At 67.0% G+C, this 13,216-nt stretch carries 11 protein-coding genes; 6 read left to right on the top strand and 5 right to left on the bottom strand.

The features are described 5' to 3' along the window. Positions 1–106 precede the first annotated feature (106 nt). Entirely contained in the window at positions 107–934 is an 828-nt protein-coding gene (gene lgt, locus ACOQFS_RS22250; protein WP_421564983.1) for a prolipoprotein diacylglyceryl transferase, read from the bottom strand. Between the two features lie 364 nt (positions 935–1,298). Here lgt and ACOQFS_RS22245 point away from each other — a divergent pair, with 364 nt between their 5' ends. The 3 genes from ACOQFS_RS22245 (at position 1,299) to ACOQFS_RS22235 (ending at position 5,921) form a co-directional block, all read left to right on the top strand. Then, the gene (locus ACOQFS_RS22245; RefSeq protein WP_421564982.1) at positions 1,299–3,479 is read left to right on the top strand and encodes a TonB-dependent receptor; all 2,181 of its coding nucleotides are present in this window, start codon (positions 1,299–1,301) and stop codon (positions 3,477–3,479) included. Positions 3,480–3,660: 181 nt separating this feature from the next. Beyond that, entirely contained in the window at positions 3,661–4,674 is a 1,014-nt protein-coding gene (locus ACOQFS_RS22240; protein ID WP_421564981.1) for a GlxA family transcriptional regulator, read from the top strand. Positions 4,675–4,736: 62 nt separating this feature from the next. Then, complete coding sequence (locus ACOQFS_RS22235) at positions 4,737–5,921, top strand: MFS transporter (protein ID WP_421564980.1); 1,185 nt, start codon at positions 4,737–4,739, stop codon at positions 5,919–5,921. Here ACOQFS_RS22235 and ACOQFS_RS22230 read toward each other — a convergent pair. Next, a complete protein-coding gene (locus ACOQFS_RS22230) occupies positions 5,827–6,873 on the bottom strand; it encodes a LysR family transcriptional regulator (protein WP_421564979.1) in 1,047 nt (348 codons plus the stop codon). The two genes, ACOQFS_RS22235 and ACOQFS_RS22230, sit on opposite strands and share 95 nt — an antisense overlap. A 156-nt stretch (positions 6,874–7,029) precedes the next feature. Here ACOQFS_RS22230 and ilvD point away from each other — a divergent pair, with 156 nt between their 5' ends. Beyond that, a complete protein-coding gene (gene ilvD, locus ACOQFS_RS22225) occupies positions 7,030–8,736 on the top strand; it encodes a dihydroxy-acid dehydratase (RefSeq protein WP_421564978.1) in 1,707 nt (568 codons plus the stop codon). A gap of 141 nt (positions 8,737–8,877) precedes the next feature. Here ilvD and ACOQFS_RS22220 read toward each other — a convergent pair whose 3' ends face one another. Beyond that, complete coding sequence (locus tag ACOQFS_RS22220; protein ID WP_421564977.1) at positions 8,878–9,120, bottom strand: TIGR04438 family Trp-rich protein; 243 nt, start codon at positions 9,118–9,120, stop codon at positions 8,878–8,880. A gap of 115 nt (positions 9,121–9,235) precedes the next feature. Between ACOQFS_RS22220 and ACOQFS_RS22215 the strand changes: the two genes are divergently transcribed. Beyond that, a complete protein-coding gene (locus ACOQFS_RS22215; protein ID WP_421564976.1) occupies positions 9,236–9,541 on the top strand; it encodes a c-type cytochrome in 306 nt (101 codons plus the stop codon). 91 nt (positions 9,542–9,632) lie between these two features. On the opposite strand, the gene ACOQFS_RS22210 is transcribed toward ACOQFS_RS22215, so the two are convergent. Then, a complete protein-coding gene (locus ACOQFS_RS22210; RefSeq protein WP_421564975.1) occupies positions 9,633–10,109 on the bottom strand; it encodes a LapA family protein in 477 nt (158 codons plus the stop codon). Positions 10,110–10,361: 252 nt separating this feature from the next. Continuing rightward, positions 10,362–12,356, bottom strand: coding sequence for an acetate--CoA ligase (acs, locus tag ACOQFS_RS22205; RefSeq protein ID WP_421564974.1), 1,995 nt, complete (start codon positions 12,354–12,356; stop codon positions 10,362–10,364). A gap of 198 nt (positions 12,357–12,554) precedes the next feature. Between acs and ACOQFS_RS22200 the strand changes: the two genes are divergently transcribed. Further along, a complete protein-coding gene (locus ACOQFS_RS22200) occupies positions 12,555–13,154 on the top strand; it encodes a TIGR00645 family protein (protein ID WP_421564973.1) in 600 nt (199 codons plus the stop codon). Positions 13,155–13,216: the final 62 nt, after the last annotated feature.

Here is a 13,216-nt window from a genome sequence, read left to right as displayed (position 1 = left end):
GAGCTTGTCGAAGCCAGGGCGCCCTTTGCCAGCAGCCCTTCGACAGGCTCAGGGCGAACGGGTCTGTCTGAGATAAGTACCTAATCAGGCCAATTTGACCCATATTTCAGCGTGATGCCAGCGCTGCGGGCGGATGGCGCTGCGCCCACAGCCACAGCGCCGCCCCCCCCACAACCATGGGCACGCACAGCCACTGCCCCATGCTCATCCCCAGCGACAGGATGCCGAGAAAAGCGTCGGGCTCGCGGAAGTATTCGGCGATGAAGCGGAACACGCCATAGCCAAACAGGAAGGCCGCAGCCACCTGGCCCGGGCGGCGCTCCTTGCGCGCATACAGCCACAGCAGCACGAACAGCAGCAGCCCTTCCAGCAGAAACTGGTAGACCTGCGATGGGTGGCGCGGCTGCATCGAGCCGCTGTGCGCAAACACCATGCCCCAGGGCAGGTCGGGGCTGGCAAAACGGCCCCACAGCTCGCCATTGATGAAGTTGCCCACGCGCCCTGCGGCCAGGCCCGTGGGCACGCAGGGCGCCACAAAATCGGCCACCTGCAGCCAGGGGCGCTGGCGCGAATGCGCAAACCACAGCATGGCCACGATCACGCCCAGCAGCCCGCCATGAAAAGCCATGCCGCCTTGCCACACCGCAAAGATTTCAAGCGGATGGCTGAGGTAGTAGCCAGGTTTGTAGAACAGGCAGTAGCCCAGCCGCCCGCCCACCACAACGCCCGCCACGCCCAGGAAGAGGATGTCTTCCACGTCCTTGCGCGTCCAGGCGCCGGGGCCGGTGATGGAGGCGAACGGCTCGTGCCGCAGGCGCCGGATGCCCAGCAGCATGAACAGGGCAAAGGCCGCCAGGTAGGTCAGGCCGTACCAGTGAATGGCCAGCGGGCCGATCTGCAGCGCAACGGGGTCGATGTGGGGGTAGGTCAGCATGGTGGGCGGTATTGTGCCCGGCCTGTCCCGCCCTCTCACGCAGCCCACCCAGCGCGGGCCATCGGCGGTGCGCGCAGGCCTTGCAGCGGCGCGATCAGACCACGCGACCGGGCAGTGCGACCGGCCAGCGCGACAAGGCCCGCAACCGGGCAGCGCCGTCAGTCACCGCCATCACGCATTGCGACACGGCGCCGCAGAAATGCCAATACAAATGCGTACTGTTATCATTTGCAATTCTTTACAACCCTATTGTTCCCATTCCTCTGCTTTGGCGCCGCTGTCGGCCGGGAGTGCGCGGGCCTCGCAGCCGCCCAGGCGGTCTGTGCCGCCGCCCCCTTCCCACAGTGCGCAAAGCCTGATGCCCATGCCTACTTCCCGCTCTGCACTCCGGCTGCACCCTTCGCGCCGATTCGCCCTTCACCCTGTTGCCTCGGTCGTGCGCCATTGTCTGGGCACTGGTTTGGCGCTGGCCGCGGCCGGCGCACTGGCGCAGACAGCGCCTGCCGCCCAGGAACACCGCCTTGAGAACGTGGTCGTCTCCGACCAGGCCGAGTCCATCGGCGGCCTGCAGAAGACCTATTCCGGCGGCCAGCTTGCGCGCGGCGGCGATCTGGGGCTGATGGGCAAGACCGACCTGATGGACGTGCCCTTCAGCGCCACCAACTACACCGCCGAACTCATCGAGAACCAGCAAGGCCTCACCGTGTCGGACGTGGTGATGAACGACGCGTCGGTGCGCACCCTGCAGGCGCGCGGCGGCTACGGTGAAGACTTCCAGATCCGCGGCTTTGGCGTGTCGGCCCGCGACACCAGCCTGAACGGCCTGTACGGCCTGGTGCCCTCCACCCGCATGCCGCTCGAGATGGTCGAGCGGGTGGAGGTGCTCAAGGGCCCCGGCGCCCTGCTGCACGGCGTGGGCCCGAGCGGCAGCGTGGGCGGCAGCATCAACGTGGTGACCAAGCGCGCCGCAGACACCCCCCTGACCCGCCTGACCACCACCTACATGGGCAAGGCCCAGTTTGGCGCACACCTGGACGTGGGCCGCCGCTTCGGCGAGGACAACCAGTGGGGCGTGCGCGGCAACCTGGTGGCGCGCAATGGCGAAGGCAACATCGATGGCGGCCGCCAGCGCCTGGAGCTGGGCGCGCTGGGCGTGGACTACGCCGGTGCCCGCCTGCGCTGGTCCGCCGACCTGCTCGCATCGAGCGGCAAGACCACCGAGTACCGCCCGCAGAGCGCTTTTCTGGCCGGCATCTCGCAGGTGCCTGCCGTGCCCGACAACCGCACCAACTGGAACCCCGGCACGGTGCTGACCGACGCCGCCAAGACCGTGATCACCCGCGCGGAATACGACATCACCGACAGCACCGTGGTGTATGGCGGCCTGGGCTACAGCGACGTGACGAGCGACCAGCACTTCCCCACCGCCGGCCCGCGCATCAACGCGCAGGGGGATTTTTCGGTGCGCAACGGCTACTACGACGAGTACAACAAGACGACGTCGGGCGAGATTGGCGCGCGCACGCGCTTCAAGACCGGCGGCGTGGGCCACACCCTGGTGGTTGCGGCCAACCGCATGGACCGGGAAAGCGGCTACTTCTACCAGCTGACCACCAACGCGGTCACCTCCAACATCTACAACCCTTCTCCGCTGCCCACCATCACCTTCCCGCGCGGCGAGCCCAGCAAGACCGGCGAGCTGGTGCACTCGAGCCTGGCGCTGGCAGACACCATGGGCTTCTTCAACGACCGCCTGCTGGTGTCGCTGGGCGTGCGCGAGCAGACCATCCACCAAAAGACTGCCGCAGGCGCCACCAGCTACAAGGCCGATGCCATCACACCGCTGGCGGGCGTGGTGCTGAAGCCCGCGCGCAACATCTCGGTGTATGGCAACTACACGGCCGGACTGCAGGCCGGGGGAATTGCCGGGCCGACCACGGCCAATGCAGGCCAGGTTTTCGCGCCGCAGAAGTCCAAGCAGCTGGAGATGGGCGTGAAGGTCGACTGGGGCCGCCTGATGACGCAGGCCGCGCTCTACCAGATCGAACGGCCCGGCTCCATGACGGACCCCGTGACCAACGTGTACAGCTTCGGCGGCGAAACCCGCGTGCGCGGGCTGGAGCTGACCGCCTACGGCGAGATCCAGCGCGGCCTGCGCGCCATGGCCAGCGCCTCGTTCACCACCGCCAAGCTCGCGCGCACGGCGGGCGGCGTGAACCAGGGCAAGGACGCCAACGGCGTGCCCGACCGCACGTTCAACCTGGGCCTCGACTGGGACACGCCCTGGGTGCAGGGCCTGAGCCTGAACGGCCGCGTGATCAATACCTCGGCCATCTTCTATGACGCCGCCAACACCCTGCGCATGCCCGCCTGGACGCGCGTGGACATTGGCGCTCGCTACGCCACCAGGATCTCGGGCAAGCCGGTGGTCTTGCGCGCAAACCTTGAAAACGTCTCCGACAAGGCGTACTGGGTGACGGCATCGGGCTACACCACCGTGGGCGCGCCGCGCACGCTGATGCTGTCGGCGCAAGTGGACTTCTGAGGCCCCTGCATCGAACACCGAAGTCGCCGCCACGCCTGGTGGGGGCGGCGACCCTTTGGCGATGCACGGGATAGCTCCCCGCGCTTGGTGCCAGCCCGCGCGCTGAAGCGTGCGCGATGGTGGCCAGATCTATGGGATGGTTGTCATTGCGGCCAAGCCAGCGAACGCCGACACTGGCGCCATGCCCGAGCCCACCCGCACCATCGCCTGCCTGATCTACCCCGACGTGATGAGCCTGGACGCGGTCGGGCCCTTGCAGGTCTTCGGCTCGGCCAACGCCGAGCGCACCGGCCACGGGTTGCCGCCCGCGTACGCGCTGCGCCTGGTGGCGCAGGCTCCGGGGCCGGTGACCACGTCGGCCGGGTTTGCGCTGGTGGCCGATGCGGGCTGGCGCACGCTGGACCCCGCGAGCCTGGACACACTGCTGGTCGCAGGCGGGGACGGAGTCATCGCCCAGCTGGGCAACACCCCCCTGCAGCAGTGGCTGCGCAACGCGGAACCGCAGGTGCGCAGATTGGGCTCCGTCTGCTCTGGCGCGCTGCTGCTGGCCCAGGCCGGGCTGCTCGACGGGCTGCATGCCACCACCCACTGGTGCCGCACCGACCAGCTTCGCCGCGACTTTCCCGAAGTGCAGGTGGACGACGACTGCCTGCACACCTATGACGCGGCCAGCCCGGTCTACAGCCACATCTTCACGTCGGCCGGAGTCACCGCCGGCATCGACCTGGCGCTGGCACTGGTCGAGGCCGACCTGGGCCGCCCCATGGCGCTGGCCGTGGCGCGGCGGCTGGTGATGTTCATGCGCAGGCCTGGCGGGCAGGCGCAGTTCAGCGCGATGCTCGCCCCCGAAACCCGGCATGCACCCCGGCTGGCGGCCCTGCTGGAATGGATTCCGACGCAGCTGGGCGGCGACCTGTCGCTGGACGCGCTGGCCGAGCGCGCCTGCATGCCGCCGCGCACGCTGACGCGGGTGTTCCAGCGCGAGCTGGGCACCACGCCCGGCCGCTATGTGGAGCGGGTGCGGGTGGAGGCAGCCTCCACGCTGCTCTCGCAAGCCCAGGCCTCGGTCTCCACCGTGGCGCGGCTGTGCGGATTCGATCACCCCGAGAACCTGCGCCGCAGCTTTCACAAGCACCGTGCCGTGAGCCCGCAGGCCTATGCGCAGCGCTTCGGCGCGGGCACCCCGCTCGACTGATCCGCGCCCGGACGCTTTTCCCCCCTTTCGCGCCATCCCGGCGCCTCCCCTGAAAGACCGTCATGCTGCTCTTGCGCAATGCTTCCGTTCGCCTGCTGTTTGCGGGCCAGGCCCTGTACTGGGGCTGCTCCATCATCGGCATCACGCTGACCTCCATCGTGGGGGCACGGCTGGCGCCGTCGCCTTCGCTCGCCACACTGCCGCTGGCGCTGCTGGTGCTGGGCCACCTTGTGTCGGTGCAGCCGCTGTCGCTGTTCATGCAGCGCCGGGGGCGGCGTGCAGGTCTGCAGGTCGGCGCTCTTTTTGGTGTGGCCGGGGGTCTCGTCAGCATGGCGGGCGTGCAGTGGGGCAGCTTCACCGTGTTTTGCATCGGCATGCTGTCCATCGGCGCCTACCAGGCGTCGTCGGGCTACTACACCTACGCGGCGCTGGAAGCGGTGGACCCAACGCAAAAGGGCCGCGCCGCGGCCTGCGTGGTGGCTGGCGGCCTGTGTGCCGCGTTCTTTGCGCCGCCGCTGGCGCTGTGGTCACGCAACGTGCTGGCCACGCCGCTGGCAGGCGCCTACCTGGCGATTGCGGTGCTGTCTGCGCTGGGCTGGGCCGTGATGGCGCGCCTGCGCGAAGGCGCAGTGCCGCAGCCTGCACCCGGGGGGCTGGCCGTTCTGCGCGCCCTGCTGGGCCGCCCCGGCCTGCGCGCTGCGGTGGGCATGACGGCCATCGGCCACGGGCTGATGATTCTGGTGATGAACGCCACGCCCCTGGCGATGGAGGTGTGCGGTTTCTCCGCCGCATCGGCTGCGCAGGTGATCCAGTGGCACGTGATCGGCATGTTCGCGCCTGCGCTGTTCTCGGGCGTGCTGGTGGACCGCTTTGGCAGCCGCAGCGTCGCCACGGCGGGCGCGGCCTGCCTGGCGCTGAGTGCGGTGGTGGCGCTGTCGGGCCTGTCGTTCACCGAGTTCCTGGCCAGCTCGTTTCTGCTGGGAACGGGCTGGAATCTGATGGTGATTGCCGGCACCACGCTGCTCGCAGAGCACCACGCCGCCGAAGAGCGCGGGCAGGCGCAGGCGCTCATGCAGCTGGCCAATGGCGTCGTGGCGGCCGTGATGTCGTTCGCCTCCGGCGCCCTGCTCAGCGGCGTGGGCTGGACCGCCATCAACGCCGTGGCGCTGCCCCTGCTGGCGGTGGCAGCGGCCCTGCTGTTCGTGCGTTCCGCATCGGCCCCGTCCGCTCCTGCAGAAATCCGATGAAGCGCGCAAGCGCCGGGTTGTTGAGTGCCGGGGGCCAGACCAGGCTGGTCTCGCACACGGGCAGCCCCTGCACTGCGGTGGCCTGCCCTGCCGAAACCTGCGAGGCCCTGGCCGGAGAGCGCGGGCGGCCCGGCGCGGAAGGCGCCAGGGCATCGGCAGCCCGGTAGACCACCCCTTCGCGGCGGAACTGCGTCACGCTTTCGGGCACCCAGGCCACACCCAGGCCGCCCCAGACCAGGTTGACGATGGTCTGCATCTGGATGGCTTCCTGCGCCACCACGGGCACGCGCCCGGCCGCGTGGTACAGCGCAAAGATCGCGTCGTGCAACGAAGGCACTATGCGGCGCGGGAAGATCACCAGCGGCTCGGCCAGCACCTGTGCGAGGTCCAGGCGCGATGCCTGCGCCAGGGGGTGGCGCTCGGGCAGGGCCAGCACCAGCGGCTCCTCGCGCACGGCCAGGCGTGCCAGCTCGGGCGGAGCGAAACCGGGCGAGTGCAGCATCAGCCCGGCATCGAGTTCGCCGCGCGAGAACAGCTCGCGCTGCACGTCGCCGGTGGCTTCCACCAGCTCCAGCGCCACCTGGGGACACAGCAGGCGAAAGTCGCGCACCCATTCGGGCAGCCGCTCGAAACCGATGGTGGAGACAAACGCGAGGCGCACCCGACCCACCTCGCCCGCCGCAGCCGCGCGCGCCCGCACGGGCAGGGCCTGGGCCCGCTCCAGAAAGTCCCGCACATCGGGCAGCAGCGCCTCACCGGCCGGCGTGAGCGCCACGCGGCGACGCGTGCGGTCGAACAGCATCACGCCCAGCGAGCGCTCCATCTGCGCGATGGCCTGGGTGAGCGGCGGCTGCGTCATGTGCAGCCGCAGGGCGGCGCGGCCGAAGTGCAGCTCCTCGGCCACGGCCACGAACTGGCGCCATGCGCGCACGTCGATGAGTGCTTCTTTCATTGCGGCGGTGATCCATTGATATGTTTTATATATTACTGAAGCAGGCGAAAGGGATTGGAAACGCCGCGCCAAACCTCGCATACTTGCACCCCGTCTTTGCGGCAACTGCGCACGCGCCGCCCCCCCCATACAACAACGCCCCCACAAGGACCCTCCATGGCAGACAGCAAGACCATCCCGATCAAGCCCATCAACCACCGCAGCGCCAACATCACCCAGGGCAAGTCGCGCGCACCCAATCGCTCCATGTACTACGCCATGGGCTACGAGGAAGGCGACTTCGTGAAGCCCATGGTCGGCGTGGCCAACGGCCACAGCACCATCACCCCCTGCAACAGCGGCCTGCAAAAACTCGCTGACGCGGCCATCGCCGGCATCGAGGAAGCGGGTGGCAATGCCCAGGTGTTCGGCACGCCCACCATCTCGGACGGCATGGCCATGGGCACCGAAGGCATGAAGTACAGCCTGGTGAGCCGCGAGGTCATCAGCGACTGCATCGAAACCTGCGTGGGCGGCCAGTGGATGGACGGCGTGCTGGTGGTCGGTGGCTGCGACAAGAACATGCCCGGCGGCCTGATGGGCATGCTGCGCGCCAACGTGCCCGCCATCTATGTGTACGGCGGCACCATCCTGCCCGGCAGCTACAAGGGCCAGGACCTGAACATCGTGAGCGTGTTCGAGGCCGTGGGCGAGAACGCCGCAGGCAAGCTGAGCGACTTCGACCTCAAGGAAATCGAAAAGCGCGCCATCCCCGGCACGGGCTCGTGCGGCGGCATGTACACCGCCAACACCATGTCCAGCGCCTTCGAGGCCCTGGGCATCAGCCTGCCGTATTCGTCCACCATGGCCAACCCGCACGACGAGAAGATGAACTCGGCCAAGGAATCGGCCAAGGTGCTGATCGAGGCCATCAAGATGGACCTGAAGCCCCGCGACATCGTGACCAAGAAGGCCATCGAGAACGCCGTGGCCGTGATCATGGCCACGGGCGGCTCGACCAATGCCGTGCTGCACTTCCTGGCCATTGCCCACGCCGCGGGCGTGGAGTGGGACATCGACGACTTCGAGCGCATCCGCAAGAAGACGCCCGTGCTGTGCGACCTCAAGCCCAGCGGCAAGTACCTGGCCGTGGACCTGCACCGCGCCGGCGGCATTCCGCAAGTGATGAAGGTGCTGCTCAACGCCGGCCTGCTGCACGGCGACTGCATCACCATCAGCGGCAAGACGGTGGCCGAAGTGCTCAAGGACGTCCCCGATGTGCCGCGCGCCGACCAGGACGTGATCCGCAACATCGACAACCCCATGTACGAGCAGGGCCACCTGGCCATCCTGAAGGGCAACCTGAGCCCCGAAGGCGCCGTCGCCAAGATCACGGGCCTGAAGAACCCCGTGATCACCGGCCCGGCCCGCGTGTTCGACGACGAGCAGTCGGCGCTGCAGGCCATCCTGGACGGCAAGATCAAGGCTGGCGACGTGATGGTGCTGCGCTACCTGGGCCCCAAGGGCGGCCCCGGCATGCCCGAGATGCTGGCCCCCACCGGCGCGCTCATCGGCGCCGGCCTGGGCGAGAGCGTGGGCCTGATCACCGACGGCCGCTTCTCCGGCGGCACCTGGGGCATGGTGGTGGGCCACGTGGCACCCGAGGCCGCAGCAGGCGGCACCATCGCTTTTGTGAACGAGGGCGACAGCATCACCATCGACGCACGCCAGTTGCTGCTGCAGCTGAACGTGGCCGACGACGAGATCGCCAAGCGCCGCGCCGGCTGGACGGCCCCCGCCCCGCGCTACACCCGCGGCGTGCAGGCGAAATTCGCCTTCAACGCATCGAGCGCGAGCAAGGGCGCTGTGCTGGACGCCTATTGAGCAACCCGCCTGCCTGCGTGCCTGCCTGACGCACAACAAAAAACCCGTGGCACCGAATGCCACGGGTTTTTTGTTGCCATTCGTCAAAATCGGGCGAACACCGCGCGCAAAGTCGGCAGCGCCCGGCGCGTACTCTGTCCGTCAGTGCGGCTTGCGGGGGCGCATGCCCAGCGCTTCCTTGTGCTTGTTGATGCGGTCCTGCTTGCGCTGCTCCATCTTTTCCATGGCTTTACGTTTGGTATACCCGGTAGCATCAGCCCAGACCCACCATAGTGCCGTGAGGGCAAAGGGCGACAGCACCCACCACCATGACCACTGGGCCACGGGCCCGATTTCGAGATATTTCAATGCCAGTAACAGAACCGAAAGTCCGAGCAGATACATAGCCGCCTCCTGAAAACACCGCACGCAATCCGTTGAAAAGTGAACCCAGGCAGGTCAACCTGAATCACTACAATTCCATTGAAAGCACTGTAACCCAACCACAGGAATCCCCACCATGACGCGCATCCTGATCACACTCGCCCTGACGCTGTCGGTGGCCGCCCCCGCGATGGCCGACCAGGCGCTCGCCACCGCGAAAAATTGCATGGCATGTCACGCCACCGACAAGAAGCTGGTCGGCCCCTCGTACAAGGAAGTGGCGGCCAAGTATGCGGGCCAGAAGGACGCCGTGGACAAGTTGGCCGCCAAGATCATCAAGGGTGGCGCGGGCGTGTGGGGCCCGGTGCCGATGCCTGCGAATGCCCAGGTGAACGATGCGGAAGCCAAGAAGCTCGCGGCCTGGGTGCTGACGCAAAAGTAAGGCGCCGCTGCTTACGGCGAAACCCTCTTCAGGCATACGTCGATCGCCACTGCCACCGCCCACGCGGTGGCTTTTTTTTGGCGAACGGCTGTCAAACAGCGGGAATGACCGCGCGGGATTCCCGGTCGCGCAACTGCTGCTCCAGTTGCCCCACATACGCCGCCGTCGTGTTGTCGGACTCCTGTGCGCGGGCAGCCAGACGAGCTTCGAGGGCATCCAGCCGTTCGAGCACGGCGGCATGGGACTGCTGGTGCTGCGCGTCCAGAAACGACCGCAATTCCGTGAACCGCGAAGCCTCGGCCTTGTCGGCAAGCTCGCGCTGGGCCTGCAGCTCCTTGGTGTGCCGGCGCGTTTCCATCAACACCGACCCCTGCAGAGAGAGCACGTAAGCGACGAAGATCACGGCCAGCAGCGCGGTCAACGCCAGCATGACGAGCCCGAGCGGAGCTTCGATGGTCGTGAGGCCCAGGGACACGGCCGATGGCTCGGACAGTGCGGGCCAGTTGAATGCCGCCAACGCCCCGATGGCCAGCACGGTCAACAGCAGAACAACAGATCGCAGGTGCATGGTGAACTCCTCCAGTCAACGCGCGCCAGACACATCTCACAGGCAGCGCAATGCTACGGTTGTACCCCATGGGAAGGCGGCCGGAACACGATGGAAGGATTTTTCCGCTGGCGTCCTACAGCGCGCGCAGCAATGAATGCGTGCGGTGAATGACGGGAGGGGTTCCGTGGCCACGTCACATCGCCTTCGGCGATATGAGTGTCCACGAACCCTGCAAGCGCTGCGCGCGGGCGCCTCTGGCGCCCTTCTCGGTCAATTGGGCTTGGCCAATTGATCAAGAATTGCAGGGTTCTCCAAGGTGCTGGTGTCTTGGGTGATGGCTTCGCCCTTGGCGATGCTGCGCAGCAGTCGGCGCATGATCTTGCCGCTGCGGGTCTTGGGGAGGTTGTCGCCGAAGCGGATGTCCTTGGGCTTGGCAATGGGGCCGATCTCCTTGGCCACCCAGGTTCGCAGTTCGTTGGCAATCTGCTTGGCCTCATCGCCCGTGGGGCGCGCGCGCTTGAGCACCACGAAGGCGCAGATGGCCTCGCCCGTCACGTCGTCGGGGCGGCCCACCACGGCGGCCTCAGCCACCAGGTCGGTCTTGGCCACCAGTGCGGACTCGATCTCCATGGTGCCCATGCGGTGGCCAGACACGTTCAGCACATCGTCGATGCGGCCCGTGATGCGGAAATAGGCGCGGTCAGCGCTGCGCACCGCGCCGTCGCCGGCCAGATAGTAGCCCTTGAGTTCTTCGGGAAAATAGCTCTTCTTGAAACGCTCGGGGTCGTTCCAGATCGTGCGGATCATGCTGGGCCAGGGGCGCTTGATGACCAGGATGCCACCGGCACCATGGGCCACGTCGTTGCCCGTTTCATCCACGATGGCGGCCGTGATGCCCGGCAGCGGCAGCGTGCAGCTGCCCGGCACCAGCGGGGTCGCGCCCGGCAGCGGGGTGATGACGTGGCCGCCGGTTTCCGTTTGCCAGAACGTGTCCACGATGGGGCAGCGCTCTCCGCCCACATTGCGGTAGTACCACATCCAGGCTTCGGGGTTGATGGGCTCGCCCACACTGCCCAGGATGCGCAGGCTGGACAGGTCCGAGCGCGCGGGATGCACGGCGGCATCGCCTTCGGCCGCCTTGATGAGCGAGCGGATGGCCGTGGGCGCGGTGTAGAAGATGGTGCACTTGTGCCGCTCGATCATCTGCCAGAACCGGCCCGCGTGGGGGTAGGTGGGAATCCCTTCAAAGACCACCTGCGTGGCACCTGCGGCCAGCGGCCCGTAGGCCACGTAAGTGTGGCCGGTGATCCAGCCGATGTCGGCCGTGCACCAGAACACGTCTTCGGGCCGCAGGTCGAAGGTCCAGTCCATGGTGAGCTTGGCCCACAGCAGATAGCCTCCGGTGCTGTGCTGCACGCCCTTGGGCTTGCCGGTGGAACCGCTGGTGTACAGAATGAACAGGGGGTGTTCCGCCCCCACAGGCACCGGGGCGCATTCGCTTGGCTGCCCGGCCAGCGCGTCGGCAAAGGTCTTGTCGCGCCCTTCGACCATGTTGCACGCCGTGGGGGTGCGCTGGTAGACGAACACATTGCGGATGGTGTCGCAGCCGCCCATCGCCAGCGCTTCATCGATGATGGCTTTGAGGGGCAGCTCCTTGCCACCGCGCATCTGGAAATTGGCAGTGATGATGGCCACCGCACCGGCGTCGATGATGCGCTCCTGCACGGCCTTGGCGCTGAACCCGCCAAACACCACGCTGTGCGTGGCCCCGATGCGTGCGCAGGCCTGCATGGCCACCACGCCCTCGATGGTCATAGGCATGTAGATCAGGACGCGGTCGCCCTTGCTCACCCCATGCGCCTTGAGGGCGTTTGCAAACTGCCCCACCCGGGCCAGCAGCTCCTTGTAGGTCACGCGGGTCACGGCGCCATCGTCCGCCTCGAAGATGATGGCCGTCTTGTTCTCGGTCGGGGTACCGATATGGCGGTCCAGGCAGTTGGCCGATGCGTTGAGCTCGCCATCGGCGAACCACTGGAAGAAGGGCGCGTTTGACTCGTCCAGCGTGCGGGTGAAGGGCTTGGTCCACACCACGTTCTCGCGCGCCTGGCGGGCCCAAAAGCCCTCGAAATCCTTGTCCGCCTCGGCACACAGCGCCTCGTAGCCCGCCATGCCGGACACGCGGGCCGCCTTGACGACGGCGTCTGCGGGCGGGAACACGCGGTTCTCCACCAGTACGGACTCGATCGCAGATGTGGGGGCGCTCATGGTGTTGTCTCCTGGTTCTGATGAAATTGGGCGGTACTGTCGGCCGCGGCACTTACAGGCCACTGACTGGCGCAAAGCTTACAGAACATGGCCCCCGTGTCACGCAGCCATCACCCCATGGTCATGTCAACAAGCATCCAGGGCAGCGCACTAGAATCGCGCGTCTCTTGCATTGCCCCACCCACCATCCAGACTCCCATGTCGCAGCCCCTTCCTCCGACCACTTCCCCCATGCGGCCCCTGCCGGCCCTGATCTTCGCCAGCCGCTGGCTGCAGCTGCCGCTCTACCTGGGCCTCATCCTGGCGCAGGCGGTCTATGTCTTCCACTTCTGGGTGGAGCTGGTGCACCTGATCGAGGCCGTGTTCGGCGACACTACGGCGCTGCAGAAACTGGTGTCCAGCATTGGCTACAAGAGCGATGCGACCGTGACCTCCCTCAACGAGACCATCATCATGCTGGTGGTGCTGGCGCTGATCGACGTGGTCATGATCTCCAACCTGTTGATCATGGTGATCGTGGGCGGCTACGAGACCTTCGTGTCGCGCCTGCGGCTTGAACACCATCCCGACCAGCCGGAATGGCTGAGCCATGTGAACGCCTCCGTGCTGAAGGTGAAGCTCGCGACGGCCATCATCGGCATCAGCTCGATCCACCTACTCAAGACCTTCATCAACGCCGCCAACTACGAGCTGCAGGTGCTGATGTGGCAGACCATCATCCACGTGGTGTTCCTGCTCAGCGCGCTGGCCATCGCACTGACCGACCGGCTGATGGCCGGACCGGATACCAAGCACTGAAACCCGTTTGGCGCCGCGCGTGGCCGTGCTGCGGCGAGTGCGGCGCCAGAGGTTTTTCTTCA

The sequence above is a fragment of the Paracidovorax sp. MALMAid1276 genome (genome assembly GCF_049198005.1).
Lineage (GTDB): Bacteria > Pseudomonadota > Gammaproteobacteria > Burkholderiales > Burkholderiaceae_C > Acidovorax.
The sequence above is the reverse complement of the archived record's forward strand: the minus strand, read 5'-3'. Positions and strand labels throughout refer to the sequence as shown.